We start from the raw sequence: 18,197 nt of genomic DNA on the forward strand, positions 1-18,197 counted from the left end.
ACGGCCGTGCAGCAGCACGGTGGCGCCGCGTTCGGCGAGCTGCCGCGCGGTCTCGTGGCCGATGCCGGAGGTGGCTCCGGTGACCAGCACGGTACGGGAGGAGAGGGCGGAGTCGGTCATGGTCCCATCCGGGGTCGCGGGCACGTCCGCGCGGCCCGGCGAAGGGACGGTGGGCGTGCTGGGGTGAAGGTGGTGAACGTGGGTCGAGGGGCGCCGGAGCCGATCACGGCGCCCCTCGGGTCACGGAAAGCGGCGTCGGCGGACGCGCGTCGGCGGGACGCGGACGCTTCCGTTCAGCGCGGCGTACGACGTGGCGGCCGAACGGGACTCGGCGGCCGGTCGAAGAGGAGCCAGGCGCTGTTCACGCTCTCCATGGAAGCCGTGCCGCACGGGCCGGGCAAGCCGCGAGCACGTTCTCTGACGGGGCCCTGACGTGCGCATACGGTTCCTTGACGGGCCGCCGGAACGCCGAGCGGCTCAGCCGAGGCCCGGCACCTGGGAGACGATCAGGTCGATCAGCTTGATGCCGACGAAGGGCAGGACGAGCCCGCCGAGGCCGTACACGAGCAGGTTGCGGCGCAGCAGGTCGTGGGCCGAGGCGGGGGTGTAGCGCACCCCGCGCAGGGCCAGCGGGATCAGCGCCACGATGATCAGCGCGTTGAAGATGATCGCGGAGGTGATCGCGGAGGTCGGGCTGTGCAGCCCCATCACGTTCAGGGACCCCAGGCCCGGGTACGAGCCCGCGAACATCGCCGGGATGATGGCGAAGTACTTGGCCACGTCGTTCGTGATGGAGAACGTCGTGAGCGCGCCCCGGGTGATGAGGAGTTGCTTGCCGATCTCGACGATCTCGATGAGCTTGGTCGGGTTGGAGTCGAGGTCGACCATGTTGCCGGCCTCCTTGGCGGCCGACGTGCCGGTGTTCATGGCGACGCCGACGTCGGCCTGCGCGAGCGCGGGCGCGTCGTTCGTGCCGTCACCGGTCATCGCCACGAGCTTGCCGCCCTCCTGCTCCCGCCGGATCAGCGCGAGCTTGTCCTCGGGCGTGGCCTCGGCCAAGTAGTCGTCCACGCCCGCCTCCTGGGCGATGGCGCGGGCGGTCAGCGGGTTGTCGCCGGTGATCATCACCGTGCGGATGCCCATGCGGCGCAGTTCGGCGAAGCGTTCGCGGATGCCGTCCTTGACGACGTCCTTGAGGTGGATCAGGCCGAGCACGCGCGGCCCGTCCCAGTCGTGCACCGCCACCAGCAGCGGTGTGCCACCGCCGGCGGCCACCGCGTCGGCGTACCGCCGGGCCTCCGGCGGAACCTGGCCGCCGTACATCCGCACCCAGTCGATGACCTGCCCGGCGGCGCCCTTGCGGATGGCGCAGACGGCTCCGTTGTCCCAGCGCAGATCGACCCCGCTCATCCGGGTCTGCGCGCTGAACGGCACCCAGCGGGCGTTCGCCAACTCGCCCTCGGCGGGCGCCCGCAGCCCGTACCGCTCCTTGGCCAGGACGACGACCGAGCGGCCCTCCGGGGTCTCGTCGGCCAGCGAGGACAGCTGGGCCGCGTCCGCGAGCCGGCGCTCCTCGATCCCGGGCAGCGGCACGAAGGCGGCGGCCTCGCGGTTGCCGAGGGTGATGGTGCCGGTCTTGTCGAGGAGCAGGGTGTTCACGTCACCGGCGGCCTCCACGGCCCGGCCGGACATGGCCAGCACGTTGCGCTGCACCAGGCGGTCCATGCCGGCGATGCCGATCGCGGAGAGCAGGGCGCCGATGGTGGTCGGGATGAGGGTGACGAGGAGCGCGACCAGTACGGCCGTGGGCTGGGCGGCGCCCGCGTACTCGCCCATCGGCTGGAGCGCGACCACGACCAGCAGGAAGATGATCGTGAGCGAGGCCAGCAGGATGTTGAGTGCTATCTCGTTCGGGGTCTTCTGCCGGGCGGCGCCCTCCACCAGCGCGATCATCCGGTCCAGGAAGCTGTGCCCGGGGCGGGCGCTGACCCGGACCAGGATCCGGTCGGACAGCACCGTCGTACCGCCCGTGACCCCGCTGCGGTCGCCGCCGGCCTCCCGGATCACGGGGGCCGACTCGCCGGTCACCGCCGACTCGTCCACGGCGGCCACACCGTCGATGACATCGCCGTCGGCCGGGATCATCTCGCCCGCCTCCACCACGACGACGTCCAGCGGCTTGAGGTCGGTGGCGGCGACGGCCTCCGTGCGGGCGGTGGCCGGGTTCGTGCCGTAGCTCCAGTGCTCCAGCCGCAGCGCCACCGTGTCCGTACGGGCCCGGCGCAGCGACTCCGCCTGGGCCTTGCCGCGGCCCTCGGCGACGGCCTCGGCGAGGTTGGCGAAGACAACCGTCAGCCACAGCCAGAGGCTGATGACCCAGGTGAAGACGGCCGGGTGCAGCAGCGCCGACAGCGTGGTGAGGACCGCGCCGACACAGACGACGAAGAGCACCGGGTTCTTCACCAGGACCCGTGGATGCAGCTTGTGCAGCGCCTCGGGGAAGGAGCGGACGAGCTGGGCGGGTTCGAACAGCCCGCTCGGGGCCCGGCGCCTCGCCCTTCGCTCCGGCCGGCCCCGGGCTCCGCGCCTCGGGCGGGACGGTGGGGCCTTCTCGGGGGCAGCAGGAAGCATGGACACCTTCGTGTCTCGGGGGTGGCAGGGATTGGTTCCGGGGGGAGAGGCGGAGGGATTGCGCGGGTGAATCTAGCCCTGTTCAGGGCGGTGTCCGGCCCGCCCGGCGGGGAATTTGCGGCACTCATACGGCTTCGTCGCCGACGCCGTCAACGTGGCGTCAAACAAACCTGAGAAGCCGTCAGGAGGTCGTCAACGTGGGCCAAAGGTGGCCGATTTCCACCGCAGACTGATCAGCAACGGGGGACGGGCGACCGTCCGTGGCGTGACGTTGGAGGGACCGTGACTCTCACGGCCGGATCAGCGCGGAGTCCTCGCACCGAAGAAGGGGGCGAGGAAGGCACACCGCCACGGAGAGCGGCGGTCGTCCCACCAGGGCGCAGTCCCGGACCACGGCAGCGAGGGGGTTCGCGGACGGCCGGACCGGGTCCGGGGCTGCGCCGGTGGTGGCGGCAGACCGAGGCCGCGCGGGCCGCTCTGCGCCGCCGCTACTGGGCATCCGTGCCCGCGCGGCTGCGCCTTCTGCGCGCGGCCACGGTGCTGCTCGCGGCCACCCTCGCCGCACTGCTGCTGGTGGCGGGGCTCGCCGCCCGCGGCACCTGGAACAGCGTGGCCGACCGTGACGCACCCCGCACCACCAGCGCCGCCGGTCTCGACCTGGCCCTGAACGACATGGACGCCCAGGCCGCCAACATCCTGCTGTCCAGCGGCGACGCGGGTCAGGGACGCCTGCAGACCCCGTACACGAAGGCCGTCGGCTTCTACGGCGACGCCCGGCGCGAGATCGGCCACGATCTGCGGGCCCTCGCCGTCGCCGCGCAGGGCAGCCGGGCCGACGAGGAGACGGTCGAGTCGCTGACCGACGACTTCGCCGAGTACCAGGAGCTGATCGGCCGGGCCCTGGAGAACGACGGCCACCGCGGCGGCAAACCGGCCGCCCTCGCCGACTACCGCCGCGCCACCGACCTGTTGCGCGGCCAACTCCTGCCCGCCGCGACCACGTTGGTGTCCTCGAACGACGCGGCCTTCGAAGCCGAGTACACCACCGCCCGCTCCACACTCTCCGCCCAGCTCATCGCCGTCCTCGCCCTCGGCGTCCTGCTGCTGGCCGTGCTCGGCGCCCTGCAGTGGTATCTCGCCCGCGCTTTCCGCCGCGTCCTCAACCCCGGCGTCCTGGCCGCCACGGTCTGCACCCTGCTCGCGGTGATTCTCGGCGGGCAGCTGCTGTCCGCCTCGGCCACGCATCTGCGGGTGGCCCGGCACGACGCCTTCGACTCCGTCGTCGCCCTCTCCCGCGCCCGCGCCATCGCCTACGACGCCAACGCCGACGAGAGCCGCTATCTGCTCGACCCGCAGCGCCGTGCGCGGTACGAGGCCTCGTTCCTGGCCAAGTCCCAGCAGCTGTACGGCCTGCGGGGCGCCACCCTCGCGTCGTACGACACCGAACTGGCCACCACCTGGCAGGCGTACGAGACCGACCACCACGACCTGCGCTTCACCGGCGAGTTCCGGCGCGAGCTGGACAACATCACCTTCCCCGGCGAGCGTGCCGCGGCGGAGAAGACCGTCGAGACGTACGCCGTCTACCAGCGGGACGACCGCAAGATCCGCGCCCTGCTGGCGGCCGGCAAGGAGCGCGAGGCGGCCGAGTTCTGCATGGGCTGGGAACCGGGCACGTCCAACGCCCACTTCGGCGCCTGGATGACCGCCCTGGACAAGGTGACGGACATCAACCGCGCCCACTTCACGTCCAACGTCGAGGCGGGCCGCTCGGAGGTGAGCGGGGTGCTGCCGTGGGCGGGAGGACTACTGGCGGCGGCTGTTCTGCTGACGCTGCTGGGCCTGCGGCCGCGGCTGGCGGAATACCGGTGAGACACGGAACCGCAGCCGGCAAGGGGCGCGGGGAACGGCGCGACCAGCCACAACGGACCCGCGGCCGAAGAACCGGCCCCCCGCGGAGCGCTACGCGTCCGTGAGCCGAGCCTCCTCCAGATCCAGCGACCGCTGGAGCCGCCGCCGCGTGGTGTCACTGATCCGGTGCCCGTCGTACAGCCGCTGCAGCTCCGCCGTCTCCACAGCTATCAGATCCCGCCGCAGCTGCCGGTAGACCAGGTCCGCGGACTCGGTACCCGCGGCGGAGCCGTCCTCGTTCTCGGCCAGCCGGTCCCGCGCATCCTCCAGCCGCGCCGCGAGCCCGCGGCGCAGCCGGTCCAGGACGACGTCCGGTACGACCTCCAGCTCGGCCAGCTCCTCCAGCCGGGCGAGTCCGGCGTGGGCCAGGTGGGAGCGGGCCCGTGCCTCCTCGCGGGCGGTGTGCGCGGGCTCCAGGGCGATGCCGGAGGCGCGGACGACCGGGGCCAGGGTGAACCCCTGGACCACGAGCGTGACGACCACGACCGAGGTGGTCAGGACCAGGACCAGCGGCCGGCCGTCGAGCGGTGTGCCGTCCTTCATGACCTCGGGGATGGACAGCGCGGCGGCCAGCGGCATCACGCCCCGGGTGCCGGCCCAGGTCAGCACCACGGGGATCCGCCAGTTCATCCGGCCGAGCCCGCCCTTGCGCTGTACGACCGCCGACAGCGGCGCGAGCCACAGCAGACGTACGGCGATCAGCGTGGCGGCGACCGCGAGGGCGTACAGCGGCCAGGCCCGGTCGCCGTGGGCCAGTGCCCGCACCTGGGAGGGCAGCGCGAGCCCTATCAGGCTGAACACCACGCTCTCCAGCAGGAAGACGACCGTGCCGTAGACGGCGTGCAGCTGGAGCCGGATGCGGGCGTTGGTGAGCCGGTCGCCACGGCCGCCGAGGACCACCCCGGCCACCACGCACGAGGTCACGCCGGAGGTGTGCGCGACCTCCGCGAGCAGATAGGCGGCGTAGGGGGTGACCAGCGCGATCACCGTCTCCAGCACCGGGTCCTCGGTACGCCGCCGGATCAGTGTGATCACGCCCGCGACCGCCGCGCCGACCACCGTGCCGCCGCCCGCGAGCAGCAGGAACTGGCCGCCCGCCGAGCCCCAGTTCGCGGCGGCCGAGGCGATCGCGATGCCCGCGGCCACCCGGACCAGCACCAGCGAGGTCGCGTCGTTGAACAGGCTCTCCGCCTGCACCAGGACCTGCACCCGGGGCGGCAGGGCGAGCCGGCGGCCCAGCGCGGTGACCGCCACCGGGTCGGTGCTGGCCAGCACCGCGCCCAGCACCAGCGCCATCTGCCACGGCAGGGGGGTCACGAAGACGGCCACCGCGCCGACGGCCGCCGCCGAGGCGAGCACCAGCCCGATCGCGAGGATCCCGACCGGTTTCCACACCGCGCGCAGCTCTCGCCAGGGCATGTCCTCGGCGCTCGCGTACAGCAGCGGCGGCAGTACGACGAGGCCGATGATCTCGGGGCTGATCGCGATCTGGGGGGTGCCCGGCAGCAGGGCGACGGCGAGGCCGGCGACCACCAGCAGCGAAGGTGCCGGGATCCGCCACCGGCGGGCGAAGGTGGCGACCACCGTGGCGAGGACCACGAGGGCGAGAACCGTACCTACGCTGCGCATGCCGTCCCTCTGGAAACGCAAAAGCCCTCTGGAAACGCGGAGGGGATTGCGGAAGCCGCCCCGGCCTCCGGCCGACCAGACTTCCCGGCACACCTGGGCTCACCCTATCGGGCCAGGCCCCATCAAGACAGTGTCAAGGTCCCCGGGGCCGCCGCCAAGGAAGCGCTAACAACCGCGCGGACCGCCTCGTGAAGCGGCTTCCTTTGAAGGAGGAACCTTCCCGCGCAGGGGAGTTGGATCAGTGAGCGGAGCGCGTCGGCGGCGATGAGTGACGTACGGCCCGGACGACTGAAGGTCTACCTCGGGGCTGCCCCGGGGGTCGGCAAGACCTACCGGATGCTCGACGAGGGGCGGCGCCGTGCCGGGCGCGGGGCCGACGTGGTGGTGGGGTTCGCGGAGTGCCACGGGCGGCCGCACACCGAGGCGATGCTCGACGGCCTGGAGACCGTCGCCCGGGCGCCCTGCTCCTACCGGGGCGGGCGGTTCGAGGAGATGGACCTGGCCGCGGTGCTCGACCGGCGCCCGCAGGTGGCGATCGTGGACGAGTTCGCCCACAGCAACATCCCCGGCGACGGCCGCAACCCCAAGCGCTGGCAGGACATCGAGGCGCTGCTCGACGCCGGCGTCGACGTCATCACGGCGCTGAACATCCAGCACCTGGAGTCCCTCAACGACGTCGTCGAGAAGATCACCGGGGTGCCCCAGCACGAGACCGTGCCGGACGAGGTCGTACGGCGCGCCTGGCAGATCGAGCTGGTGGACATGCCCCCCGAGGGGCTGCGCCGGCGCATGGCGCACGGCAACGTCTACGCCCCCGAGAAGATCGACGCGGCGCTCGCCAACTACTTCCGGCCCGGCAATCTGACCGCCCTGCGCCAGCTGGCGCTGCTGTGGACGGCCGACCGGGTCGACGAGGCCCTCCAGGAATACCGCACCCAGCACGGGATCGGCCGCGTGTGGGAGACCCGGGAGCGCGTGGTCGTCGCCCTGACGGGAGGCCCGGAGGGGGACACCCTGGTCCGGCGGGCCGCCCGCATCGCCGACCGGTCCGCCGGCGGCGATCTGCTCGCCGTGCACGTGGCCCGCAGCGACGGGCTCGCCGCCGGGGTCTCGCACGCCTCCCTGGCCCGGCAGCGCCGGCTCGTGGAGGACCTCGGTGGCAGCTACCACTCGGTCGTCGGCGACGACGTCGCCACCGCCCTGGTGGAGTTCGCCCGTGCCGAGAACGCCACCCAGCTGGTGCTGGGCACGAGCCGGCGCGGCCGGCTGACCCGGTTCCTCACCGGGCCCGGCACCGGCGAGACGGTCACCGAGCTGTCCGGCGACATCGACGTCCACCGGGTCACCCATGAGCGGGCCGGCCGCGGCACCCTGCTGCCCTCGCGCCGCCGTACCCTCTCCACCGGCCGGCTCATCGCGGGCCCGGTGGCCGGGCTGGTGCTGCCGGTGCTGCTCACGGCTCTCCTCGCCCAGCTCAGGGGCACGCTGAACCTGACCAGCGAGGCCCTGCTGTTCCTGCTCGCCGTGGTCGGCGTGGCCTGCATAGGCGGCGTCACCTCGGCGGTGATCGCGTCGGTGACGGCGTCCCTGCTGCTCAACTACTGGTTCATCCCGCCCATCGGCGCCTTCACCCTGGACGATCCGAACGCCCTGGTGGCCCTGACGGTGTTCGCGGTGGTGGCGGCCACGGTGGCCGCGGTCGTGGACCGGTCCCTCAGGCTTTCGCGCCGCTCCGCCCGGGCCACGGCCGAGGCGGAGACCATGTCGTCCCTGGCCGGCAGCATCGTGCGCGGCGAGGCGACCATTCCCGCCCTGCTGGAGCGGACCCGGGAGACCTTCGGGATGGAATCGGCGGACCTGGTGGACGAGCCGCCCGACGCGGCGGCCGCAGTGACGGCCGTACCCGCCGGTCCCGGCGCCTACCTCACCCTCCACGGCCGTACCCTCTCCTCCTCCGAGCGCCGGGTGCTGGCCGCGTTCGCCGCACACGTGGGCTCGGCGGTGGAGCGGGCCCGGCTGGCCGAGGCGGCGGCCGAGGTGGAGCCGGTCAAGGCCGCCGACCGGCTGCGCACGGCACTGCTGCGGGCCGTCGGCCACGACCTGCGCACCCCGCTCGCCGCCGGCTGGGCCGCCGTCACCTCGCTGCGCAGCCGCGACGTCACCTTCACGGACGAGGACCGCGAGGAACTCCTGTCCACCGCCGACGAGTCCATGGCCAAGCTCAACCGCCTGGTGGAGAACCTCCTCGACCTCAGCCGGCTGGAGGCCGGCGCCCTCACCCTCAATCTGCGGGCCACCTCCCTGGAGGAGGTGCTGCCGTTGGCGCTGGCGGACGTGCCGGACGTCGAGGTGGCGGACCTGGAGGACATCCCGGCGGTGCTGGCCGATCCGCCGCTGCTGGAGCGGGTGATCGCCAACCTCGTCGGCAACGCCGCCCGGCACACCCCGCCCGGCAGGAAGGTGCTGGTCACGGCGAGTGCCCTGGCGGGGAGGGTGGAGCTGCGCGTCGTGGACCGGGGGCCGGGCCTGCCCGCCGACGGCCGCGACCGCCTCTTCGAACCCTTCCAGCGGCTCGGCGACACCGACAACACCACCGGCCTCGGCCTCGGCCTCGCCCTCGCCCGGGGTCTGACCGAGGCGATGAGCGGCACCCTCAGCCCCGAGGACACCCCCGGCGGCGGCCTCACCATGGTCGTCTCGCTGCCGTTCGCGGCACTGCCGGTGGGTGCCGAACCGACCGAAGAGAGCGTGCACAGAGCGTAGGAGGCGCGTGATGAGTGCTGTGATCGGCGCACGGAGGCCGCACGTGAAGGCGCCGTCGGCCTGGGCGCCACGGGACCGCTGGGCCCTGACGGCCGGCCTGGCTGCACCGCTCCTGGTGTCCCTGGCCCTCGCCCCGTTCCGTACGAACCTGTCGCACGCGAACGCCGCCCTCGTCCTCGTCGTGGTCGTCGTCGCCGTGTCGGCGCTCGGCAGCCGTACGGCGGGGGTGGTCGCGGCCCTGTCGGCGGCGGCCTGGTTCGACTTCTTCCTGACCCGGCCGTACGAGACCTTCGACATCACAGCGTCGGGTGATGTGGTGACGGCCGTGCTGTTGCTGACGGTCGGCGTGACGGTCTCTCAACTCGCTGCCAGGGCACGGTGGTTGGAGGTCGTCACGGTCACGGACGAGGCCCATCTGTCTCGCATCCACCGCACGGCCGACCTGGCGAAGAAGGCGGGTTCGGCGGAGGTCGTGGTCGACCATGTCCGCGGCGAGCTGACGGACCTCCTCGGCCTGCGCGCCTGCCGCTTCGAGTACGGCACCCTGCTCGGCCGGCCGCCCCGCCTGCGTGCCGACGGCAGCGTGACCGTGGGCAAGCGGACGTGGGACCTGGACACCGCCGGCTGGCCGGAGGGCGAGATCGAACTGCGCGCCTACGGCAACGGCCACTACCTGGGCCGCTTCATGCTCACCCCCGGCCCGGGCCCGGTCCCCCCGCTCCCGTCCCGTCTGGTCGCGGTGACCCTGGCCGACCAGACGGGGGCGGCGCTGGACACGGCGGGGCCGGTGCGCAGGTGAGGGGCGGCACCTCGACCGCGGTGGGCGGGTTCAGTGCCGGCGCCGCCGCGGGAGCAGCACGCCCAGCACCGCGCACACCACCGCGCCGAAGAGCAGTCCGCCCCACGGCACCGCGCCCGGCCGGTGCGTGAGCGTCGTGTACGCGAGCATGCCGAGGGCGCCACCCGCCAGGAAGACGGCGGAGCCGCGTGCTCCGGACCACCGCCGGAGCCGGTCTGTCGGTTCTGTCACCTGCGCATTGTCCACGGAGCCGTGTCCACAGCACAGGGCCTAGTCCAGCCCCGACGCCCGGAACACGGCCCGAGCCGTCTCCCGGTCCATCCGGGACGCCAGCCGGCCCAGTGCCGTCTGTCCGCACAGCAGCAGGCCGTCGGCCCTCGCCTGCCGCGCGCCCTCGTCGAGGCGGAACCACAACTGCGGGTTGCGCACCAGGACCTCGGGGTCGATCTCGACGCGGTTGCCGAGGGCGTCGCGCAGCAGCAGCCGGTGGGAGACGCCGTCCAGGCAGCGGACCGACACCAGCAGGTCCGTCCGCACCCGGTGTTCGCGCCCCAGCCGGCGCGAGGCCAGCCAGTCGCGGCCGGCGGACACCCGGGCGGGACACAGCACGGCGAACAGCAGCACGGCGAGCGCGCACCACAGCGCGGTACGCCACGGGGCGCTGCGGCCGGAGCCCCAGTCGACCAGGAGCAGCAGGGCGAGCAGGACACCGGCGCAGCGGACGGCGCTCCACAACTCCCGCGCCCAGTCCTGGTCGTTCGCCGTCCCACCCGCGTCCTCGGGGCGTCGTCCCATGCCGTCGACGGTACTGACCTGCGAAAGGGGATGCGCGCGCCTTGACACGGCTCTGACGCGAACACCCGTCAAGATCACGTCAAGGTCGGTCCCTTGGGCACAAAGATGTCGCAAGGAACTGTCGGATGCGGTGGGAAACGGACAGAACCTGGGTGCGCCCGCGCACGCTTCAGCCCCGAGTCAGCCCTCGTGCGCGGCGGAGGAAGAAGGAGCACGCGCCCATGTCCGTCCAGACCACCGAGCAGCCGGATGCCGTACCCGCCGGCGAGGAGCCGCCTGATACCGGTGAGCGGCATCGGCTGACCGCCGTCACGGGGCTCGCCGCCCTGTCACTGGACGCGATGGCGTCAGTGGCGTACGGCCCCGAGGCGATCGTCCTCGTCCTCGCCGCCGCGGGCGCGCACGGACTGGGCTTCACCATGCCGGTGACGCTGGCGATCGCCGCCCTGCTGGCGGTGCTCGTGGCCTCCTACCGGCAGGTCATCGCGGCCTTCCCGGACGGCGGCGGGTCGTACGCGGTGGCGAAGACCCATCTGGGCGCGCGGACGAGCCTGGTGGCCGCCGCCTCGCTGGTGCTCGACTACGTCCTCAACGTCGCCGTCGCCGTCACCGCCGGCGTGGCCGCGCTGACCTCCGCCTTCCCCTCCCTCTACGCCGACCGGCTGTGGCTGTGCCTGGCGGTGCTCGCCCTGATCACGGGCGTCAACCTGCGCGGCATCGTGGAGTCCGCGAAGGCGTTCATCGTGCCGACGGTCGTCTTCGTCGGCTCGATCTTCGTCCTCATCGTCGTCGGCCTGTTCCGCTCCCACCCGGTGAGCACGGCGACGGCCGCCGGGCACGCCTCGGTCCTCGCGGACAACGCCTCGTCCGTGGGCGCGCTGCTGCTGCTCAAGGCATTCGCCTCCGGCTGTGCCGCGCTGACCGGCGTGGAGGCCATCGCCAACGCCGTCCCCTCCTTCCGGGTGCCGCGGGTCCGGCGGGCCCAGAGCGCCGAGGTCGCCCTCGGTGCCGTCCTCGGTCTGATGCTGATCGGCCTGTCGGTGCTGATCGGCCGCTTCCACCTCCAGCCGGTCGGGGGCGTCACCGTCCTGGCCCAGCTCGCGGACGCCTCGTTCGGCCACGACTGGGCCTTCTACGTCATCCAGTTCGCGACGATGATCCTGCTGGCCCTGTCCGCGAACACCTCCTTCGGCGGCCTGCCGGTGCTGCTGAAACTGCTCGCCCGCGACAACTACGCGCCGCACGTGTTCGCCCTGAAGGCCGACCGCCAGGTGCACCGGCACGGTGTCCTCGCGCTCGCCGTCGTCTCGGCCGCGCTGCTGGTCTTCTCCGGCGGTGACACCAACACCCTGGTGCCGATGTTCGCGATCGGCGTCTTCGTCGGCTTCACGATCGCCCAGGTGGGCATGGTCCGGCACTGGCTGCTGGAGCGGGGGACGAACTGGCGCGGAAAGGCGCTGCTCAACGGCTTCGGCGCGGTCCTCACCGGCGTCGCGACCGTCGTCGTCACGGCGAGCAAGTTCGAGGAGGGCGCCTGGCTGATCGTGATCGCCCTGCCGCTGCTGGTGGCCGCCTTCGAAGCCGTGCACCGCGCCTACGGCCGGATCGGCGAGCGGCTCGGCCTCGGCCGGATCCCCGAGGCCCCGCACCGCGACCGCTCGCTGGTGATCGTGCCGGTGTCCTCGCTGTCCCGGCTGACCTCGGAGGCGCTGACCGCGGCCGCCTCCCTCGGCGACGAGGTCCGCGCGGTGACGGTGTGCTACCCGGACCCCGAGGACCGGGCCCAGCTGCACGTCCTGGAGCGCGCCTGGGCCCAGTGGGACCCCGGGGTGGAGCTGGTGCGGCTGGCGTGCGCACGGCGCACCCTGGGCAGGCCCATAGCCGCCTACGTCCGTGAGGTGGCCGCCGCCGAGCCGGGCACCCAGGTGACCGTGCTGATCCCGGAGGCCGAGCCGGAGCGCCTGTGGCAGCGGCTGCTGCAGAACCAGCGGGGCGCGGTCGTGGCGCACGCCGTGCGCAGGGAGACGGACGCGGTGATCTGCCGGCTGCGCTTCCGGCTGCACTGAGCCGGGTCACCGACGGTCACCAAGGATTACTGGTCAGTACGGGGCAGCGGCCGTAAGAGTCCCGTCAAAGGAGCGGTGGCGGCCGTAAGAGGGCCGTCAACGAGCGACCGGATCCGGCCAAGGAGACGCTTTCCTCGTACACGTCCGTTTCAACCGAACCTCACTCCAGGAGTTCGCGATGGCCGATCTGGCCTTCGTCGTCACCGTGCTCGCGGGTTTCGCGCTGGTGGCCCTCGTCGCCAAGGGGGTGACGAAGCTGTGACCGCCGAGAACATCGTCGGCCTCGTCGTGGCCGTCGCCCTGCTGGGCTATCTCGTCCTCGCCCTGATCTTCCCGGAGAGGTTCTGAGACACGAATGGGTCCCGTACTCGCCGGCGTGCTCCAACTGCTCGCCCTCATAGGCGCACTGGCGCTCGTCTACGTCCCCGTCGGCAACTACATGGCCAAGGTCTACTCCTCGAAGCAGCATCTGCGCGTCGAGAAGTGGATCTACAAGGGCATCGGTGCCAACCCCGACACCGAGATGACCTGGCCCGCGTATCTGCGCGGCGTCCTCGCCTTCTCGGCCGTCAGCGTCCTCTTCCTCTACCTGCTCCAGCGGCTCCAGGGCGTCCTGCCCGGCTCGCTGCACTTCTCCTCGGTCAACCCGGCGCAGTCGTTCAACACGGCCGTGTCGTTCGTGACGAACACCAACTGGCAGTCGTACTACGGCGAGCAGACCATGGGTCACGTCGTACAGACCGCCGGTCTGGCCGTGCAGAACTTCCTCTCCGCCGCCGTCGGCATGGCCGTCGCCGTCGCCCTCGTGCGCGGGTTCGTCCGCTCGCGCACCGGTGAGCTGGGCAACTTCTGGACCGACCTGGTGCGCGGCACGCTGCGCATCCTGCTGCCGGGTGCCGCGGTCGCCGCGGTGATCCTGGTCGCCTGCGGCGCCATCCAGAACTTCTCCGGCATCCACGAGGTCGGCCAGTTCATGGGCGGCTCGCAGCAGTGGAACGGCGGCGCGGTCGCCTCCCAGGAGGCCATCAAGGAGCTGGGCACCAACGGTGGCGGCTACTTCAACGCCAACAGTGCCCACCCCTTCGAGAACCCGACGCCCTTCACCAACCTCTTCGAGGTCTTCCTGATCCTGGTGATCCCGTTCTCGCTGACCCGCACCTTCGGCGTGATGGTCGGCTCGGTGAAGCAGGGTTACGCGATCCTCGCGACGATGTTCACGATCTGGCTGGGCTTCACCGCCCTGATGATGTGGAGCGAGTTCGCCCACCACGGCCCGGCGCTCCAGGCGGCCGGCGGGGCGATGGAGGGCAAGGAGGTCCGCTTCGGCGTCGGCGGCTCGTCGATCTTCGCGGTGGCGACCACACTCACCTCGACCGGTGCGGTGGACTCCTTCCACTCCTCCTTCACCGGACTCGGCGGCGGCATCACCATGCTCAGCATGATGCTGGGCGAGATCGCGCCCGGCGGCACCGGCTCCGGTCTGTACGGCATCCTGATCATGGCCGTGATCGCGGTGTTCATCGCCGGCCTGATGGTCGGCCGCACCCCCGAGTACCTGGGCAAGAAGATCGGCGGCCGCGAGATGAAGCTCGCCGCCTGCTACATCCTCATCACCCCCGCCCTGGTGCTGGTGTTCACGGCGGCCTCGATGGCCCTGCCGACCCCGCCGCACTCGATGCTCAACTCCGGCGCGCACGGCTTCTCCGAGGTGCTGTACGCGTTCACGTCGGCGTCGAACAACAACGGTTCGGCCTTCGCCGGCCTGAACGCGAACACCGACTGGTTCAACACCATGACCGGGCTCGCGATGCTGCTCGGCCGCTTCCTGCCCATGATCTTCGTCCTAGCGCTGGCCGGCTCGCTCGCCGAGCAGAAGCCGGTCCCGGTCACCGCGGGCACCCTGCGCACCGAGAAGCCGCTGTTCACCGGCCTGCTGGTGGGCGCGATCCTGATCATCACCGGTCTGACCTACTTCCCGGCCCTCGCGCTGGGTCCGCTGGCCGAGGGGCTGGCGTCATGACCACTCGCACTGACAAGCAAGAGGACGCGATGTCCACAGCCACTCCCACCCGGGCGCCGCACAGCGACGTCCCCACCGGGCACAAGCCCGCCGAGGGCCGTGTCGGAGCGGGCCTCTTCGACCCCAAGGCACTGGTCAAGTCGCTGCCGGACGCGTTCCGCAAGCTCGACCCGCGGGTGATGGTCAAGTCTCCCGTGATGTTCGTGGTGTGGGTCGGCTCGATCCTGACCACCGCCTTCTCCTTCCAGCACCCGGGCGACTGGTTCGGCTGGACGATCAGCGTCTGGCTGTGGCTGACGGTGATCTTCGCCAACCTGGCGGAGGCCGTCGCCGAGGGCCGCGGCAAGGCGCAGGCCGACACCCTGCGCAAGGCCAAGACCGACACCGTCGCCCGCCGGCTGCTGGCCGACGGCACGTCCGAGGAACAGGTCCCCGGCACCGCGCTGACCATCGGTGACCTGGTGGTCTGCGAGGCGGGCGACATCATCCCCGGTGACGGCGACGTCGTCGAGGGCGTCGCCTCGGTCGACGAGTCGGCCATCACCGGTGAGTCCGCCCCGGTCATCCGCGAGTCCGGCGGCGACCGCTCGGCCGTCACGGGCGGTACGAAGGTGCTGTCCGACCGGATCGTCATCAAGATCACGACGAAGCCCGGCGAGACCTTCATCGACCGGATGATCAACCTGGTCGAGGGCGCGGCCCGGCAGAAGACGCCCAACGAGATCGCGCTGAACATCCTGCTCGCCTCGCTGACCATCGTCTTCCTGCTGGCCTGCGCCACGCTGCCGCCGTTCGCCACCTACGCCGGCACGCACCTGACCATGATCGTGCTGGTCGCCCTGCTGGTCTGCCTCATCCCGACCACCATCGGCGCCCTGCTCTCCGCGATCGGCATCGCGGGCATGGACCGTCTGGTCCAGCGCAACGTCCTGGCCATGTCCGGCCGCGCGGTCGAGGCCGCCGGTGACGTCTCCACGCTGCTGCTCGACAAGACCGGCACCATCACCCTCGGCAACCGGCAGGCCGCCGAGTTCGCACCGGTCAGGGGCACCACCGAGGCCGAGGTCGCGGACGCGGCCCAGCTGTCCTCGCTGGCCGACGAGACGCCCGAGGGCCGCTCGATCGTCGTCCTGGCGAAGGAGAAGTACGGGCTGCGTGAGCGCCACCAGGGCGAGCTGGCGCACGCGGAGTGGATCGAGTTCACCGCCCAGACCCGGATGTCGGGCGTGGACGTGGACGGCAGGAAGATCCGCAAGGGCGCCACCGCCTCGGTGATCGCCTGGGTGCAGGAACAGGGCGGCACCGTCGCCGAGGACGCCCAGGCGCTGACCGACCGGATCTCGCAGGCCGGCGGCACCCCGCTGCTGGTCGCGGTCGAGGACGCCGACGGCGCCCGCATCCTGGGCGTCATCTACCTGAAGGACGTCGTCAAGGAGGGCATGCGGGAGCGGTTCGAGGAACTGCGCCGCATGGGCATCAAGACGGTCATGATCACGGGTGACAACCCGCTGACCGCCAAGGCCATCGCGGAGGAGGCCGGCGTCGACGACTTCCTCGCCGAGGCCACCCCCGAGGACAAGATGGCCCTCATCAAGCGGGAGCAGGCCGGCGGCAAGCTGGTCGCGATGACCGGTGACGGCACGAACGACGCGCCCGCGCTCGCGCAGGCGGACGTCGGCGTGGCGATGAACACGGGTACGTCGGCCGCCAAGGAGGCCGGCAACATGGTCGACCTCGACTCCAACCCGACCAAGCTCATCGAGATCGTCGAGATCGGCAAGCAGCTGCTGATCACCCGGGGCGCGCTCACGACGTTCTCCATCGCCAACGACGTCGCGAAGTACTTCGCGATCATCCCGGCGCTGTTCGCGGCGGTCTACCCGGGCCTGGACAAGCTCAACATCATGCACCTGTCCTCGCCCAACTCCGCGATCCTGTCGGCCGTCATCTTCAACGCGCTGATCATCATCGCGCTGGTGCCGCTGTCCCTGAAGGGCGTGCGCTACCGGCCGATGAGCGCGGACAAGATGCTCCGCCGCAACCTCGGGATCTACGGACTCGGCGGCCTGATCGCGCCCTTCATCGGCATCAAGATCATCGACCTGCTCATCTCCCTCATCCCCGGAATCGGCCGATAGCCATGAACAACTCCTTTGTGAACACGACCCGGTTGCTGGGCGCGGGTCTGCGGGCACTGCTCGTGCTGACCCTGGTCACCGGCGTCGTCTACCCGCTGGTGGTGACCGGCATCGCCCAGGCGGCCTTCCACGGCAAGGCGAACGGCTCGGAGATCAAGGCGGACGGCAAGGTCGTCGGCTCGTCCCTGATCGGGCAGCAGTACAACCTGCCGCTGGAGAAGGGCCAGCAGACCCCGGACCCGGACCTGAAGTGGTTCCAGGGCCGCCCGGCCAACGGGCTCGGCGCGAACAGCGTCAACACGCGGTACAAGCTGATCCTGTCGGGCGCCACCAACCTGTCCGCGGACAGCAAGGTGCTGATCAAGCAGGTCGACGACGCCAAGGCCGCCGTGGTGAAGGACAACTCGGTGCCCGGCTACGCGGTCAAGCCCTCGGACGTGCCCGCCGACGCCGTCACCTCCTCCGGCTCCGGTCTCGACCCGAACATCTCGCCGGCCTACGCGGACCTCCAGGCGCACCGGATCGCCGCGAAGAACGGACTCTCGGTCGCCCAGGTCGAGAAGCTGGTCAAGGACCACACGAGCGGCCGCACCCTCGGCTTCATGGGGGAGCCCCGCGTCAACGTCCTCGAACTCAACATCGCGCTCAAGGACCTCACGGCCAAGCAGTGACGGGCTTACGCGCTTCGCGACGGGAGTTGGCACCTCGGGGTGCCGACTCCCGCAAGCATGACAGGAGAGGCACACACCCATGACCCGGGTGCTCGTCGTGGAGGACGACCCGCAGCTCGTTCGGGCCCTCGTCATCAACTTGCAGGCACGCCACTACGGCGTGGACGCGGCCCCGGACGGGGCCACCGCCCTCCGGCTCGCCGCCGCGCGTCAGCCCGACGTGGTGCTGCTGGACCTCGGCCTGCCCGACATGGACGGCGTCGACGTCATCAAGGCGCTGCGCGGCTGGACCCGGGTGCCGATCATGGTGCTGTCCGCCCGGCAGGCCTCCGACGAGAAGGTGGGCGCGCTCGACGCCGGCGCGGACGACTACGTCACCAAGCCCTTCAGCATGGACGAGCTGCTCGCGCGGCTGCGGGCCGCCGTCCGCCGCACCGAGGACACCCCGCTCGTCCCCGAGATGACCGTGGTCGAGACACCGCACTTCAGCATCGACCTGCTCGCCAAGAAGGTCGTACGCGGCGGCCGGGACGTCCGGCTGACGCCGACCGAATGGCATCTGCTGGAGATCCTGGTGACCAACCCCGGCCGGCTCATCACCCAGAAACACCTCCTCCAGGAGGTCTGGGGGGTCTCGCAGAGCAACAAGACCAACTATCTGCGGGTCTACATGGCCCAGTTGCGCCGCAAGCTCGAGACGGACCCCTCGCACCCCCGCTATCTGATCACCGAACCCGGCATGGGTTACCGCTTCGAGGAATGACCTCCGAGGAA

At 71.6% G+C, this 18,197-nt stretch carries 14 protein-coding genes; 9 read left to right on the forward strand and 5 right to left on the reverse strand.

Annotated elements, in window-relative coordinates:
- A partial coding sequence (locus tag ADK64_RS43790) for an SDR family NAD(P)-dependent oxidoreductase (protein WP_159046380.1) occupies nucleotides 1-120 on the reverse strand: 120 nt, incomplete at its 3' end.
- A 357-nt stretch (nucleotides 121-477) separates the two neighbouring features.
- Entirely contained in the window at nucleotides 478-2,631 is a 2,154-nt protein-coding gene (gene kdpB / locus ADK64_RS32335) for a potassium-transporting ATPase subunit KdpB (RefSeq protein WP_053664915.1), read from the reverse strand.
- Between the two features lie 501 nt (nucleotides 2,632-3,132).
- Here kdpB (ADK64_RS32335) and ADK64_RS32340 point away from each other — a divergent pair.
- A complete protein-coding gene (locus tag ADK64_RS32340; RefSeq protein ID WP_053664917.1) occupies nucleotides 3,133-4,503 on the forward strand; it encodes a hypothetical protein in 1,371 nt (456 codons plus the stop codon).
- A gap of 90 nt (nucleotides 4,504-4,593) precedes the next feature.
- On the opposite strand, the gene ADK64_RS32345 is transcribed toward ADK64_RS32340, so the two are convergent.
- The gene (locus tag ADK64_RS32345) at nucleotides 4,594-6,171 is read right to left on the reverse strand and encodes a Na+/H+ antiporter (RefSeq protein ID WP_053664919.1); all 1,578 of its coding nucleotides are present in this window, start codon (nucleotides 6,169-6,171) and stop codon (nucleotides 4,594-4,596) included.
- A gap of 264 nt (nucleotides 6,172-6,435) precedes the next feature.
- On the opposite strand from ADK64_RS32345, the gene ADK64_RS32350 reads away from it, so the two are divergent.
- Both ADK64_RS32350 and ADK64_RS32355 read left to right on the forward strand, forming a co-directional pair.
- Nucleotides 6,436-8,934, forward strand: a complete 2,499-nt coding sequence (locus ADK64_RS32350) for an ATP-binding protein (protein ID WP_053664921.1) — start codon at nucleotides 6,436-6,438, stop codon at nucleotides 8,932-8,934.
- A gap of 10 nt (nucleotides 8,935-8,944) precedes the next feature.
- Nucleotides 8,945-9,733, forward strand: coding sequence for a DUF4118 domain-containing protein (locus ADK64_RS32355; protein WP_053664923.1), 789 nt, complete (start codon nucleotides 8,945-8,947; stop codon nucleotides 9,731-9,733).
- 30 nt (nucleotides 9,734-9,763) lie between these two features.
- Here the strand turns inward: ADK64_RS32355 and ADK64_RS32360 are convergent, their stop codons facing one another.
- Together ADK64_RS32360 and ADK64_RS32365 are read right to left on the reverse strand one after the other, a co-directional pair.
- Nucleotides 9,764-9,964, reverse strand: coding sequence for a hypothetical protein (locus ADK64_RS32360; RefSeq protein WP_159046381.1), 201 nt, complete (start codon nucleotides 9,962-9,964; stop codon nucleotides 9,764-9,766).
- Nucleotides 9,965-10,003: 39 nt separating this feature from the next.
- Nucleotides 10,004-10,528, reverse strand: a complete 525-nt coding sequence (locus tag ADK64_RS32365) for a hypothetical protein (protein ID WP_053664927.1) — start codon at nucleotides 10,526-10,528, stop codon at nucleotides 10,004-10,006.
- Nucleotides 10,529-10,749: 221 nt separating this feature from the next.
- On the opposite strand from ADK64_RS32365, the gene ADK64_RS32370 reads away from it, so the two are divergent.
- From ADK64_RS32370 to ADK64_RS32390, 6 genes are all read left to right on the forward strand, one after another.
- Nucleotides 10,750-12,594, forward strand: coding sequence for an APC family permease (locus tag ADK64_RS32370; RefSeq protein WP_053664928.1), 1,845 nt, complete (start codon nucleotides 10,750-10,752; stop codon nucleotides 12,592-12,594).
- 258 nt (nucleotides 12,595-12,852) lie between these two features.
- Nucleotides 12,853-12,942: a K(+)-transporting ATPase subunit F gene (gene kdpF / locus ADK64_RS42280; RefSeq protein WP_016434100.1), complete on the forward strand. Its 90-nt coding sequence runs from the start codon at nucleotides 12,853-12,855 to the stop codon at nucleotides 12,940-12,942.
- A gap of 7 nt (nucleotides 12,943-12,949) precedes the next feature.
- Complete coding sequence (gene kdpA / locus ADK64_RS32375) at nucleotides 12,950-14,614, forward strand: potassium-transporting ATPase subunit KdpA (protein WP_053664930.1); 1,665 nt, start codon at nucleotides 12,950-12,952, stop codon at nucleotides 14,612-14,614.
- A complete protein-coding gene (gene kdpB, locus ADK64_RS32380) occupies nucleotides 14,611-16,752 on the forward strand; it encodes a potassium-transporting ATPase subunit KdpB (protein WP_199829769.1) in 2,142 nt (713 codons plus the stop codon). Before kdpA ends, kdpB (ADK64_RS32380) begins: the two co-directional genes overlap by 4 nt.
- A gap of 2 nt (nucleotides 16,753-16,754) precedes the next feature.
- A complete protein-coding gene (locus tag ADK64_RS32385; protein WP_053664935.1) occupies nucleotides 16,755-17,423 on the forward strand; it encodes a potassium-transporting ATPase subunit C in 669 nt (222 codons plus the stop codon).
- 79 nt (nucleotides 17,424-17,502) lie between these two features.
- A complete protein-coding gene (locus ADK64_RS32390) occupies nucleotides 17,503-18,186 on the forward strand; it encodes a response regulator (protein WP_053664937.1) in 684 nt (227 codons plus the stop codon).
- Nucleotides 18,187-18,197: the final 11 nt, after the last annotated feature.

The sequence above is a fragment of the Streptomyces sp. MMG1121 genome (assembly GCF_001280015.1).
GTDB lineage: Bacteria > Actinomycetota > Actinomycetes > Streptomycetales > Streptomycetaceae > Streptomyces.

Bases quoted from the DNA above. Each gene is read 5' to 3' on its own strand.
- kdpB (WP_053664915.1), bottom strand. From the start codon at position 2,631: ATGCTTCCTGCTGCCCCCGAGAAGGCCCCACCGTCCCGCCCGAGGCGC.
- ADK64_RS32350 (WP_053664921.1), top strand. From the start codon at position 6,436: ATGAGTGACGTACGGCCCGGACGACTGAAGGTCTACCTCGGGGCTGCC.
- ADK64_RS32370 (WP_053664928.1), top strand. From the start codon at position 10,750: ATGTCCGTCCAGACCACCGAGCAGCCGGATGCCGTACCCGCCGGCGAG.
- ADK64_RS32385 (WP_053664935.1), top strand. From the start codon at position 16,755: ATGAACAACTCCTTTGTGAACACGACCCGGTTGCTGGGCGCGGGTCTG.
- ADK64_RS32345 (WP_053664919.1), bottom strand. From the start codon at position 6,171: ATGCGCAGCGTAGGTACGGTTCTCGCCCTCGTGGTCCTCGCCACGGTG.
- ADK64_RS32365 (WP_053664927.1), bottom strand. From the start codon at position 10,528: ATGGGACGACGCCCCGAGGACGCGGGTGGGACGGCGAACGACCAGGAC.
- kdpB (WP_199829769.1), top strand. From the start codon at position 14,611: ATGACCACTCGCACTGACAAGCAAGAGGACGCGATGTCCACAGCCACT.
- kdpA (WP_053664930.1), top strand. From the start codon at position 12,950: ATGGGTCCCGTACTCGCCGGCGTGCTCCAACTGCTCGCCCTCATAGGC.
- ADK64_RS32390 (WP_053664937.1), top strand. From the start codon at position 17,503: ATGACCCGGGTGCTCGTCGTGGAGGACGACCCGCAGCTCGTTCGGGCC.
- ADK64_RS32355 (WP_053664923.1), top strand. From the start codon at position 8,945: ATGAGTGCTGTGATCGGCGCACGGAGGCCGCACGTGAAGGCGCCGTCG.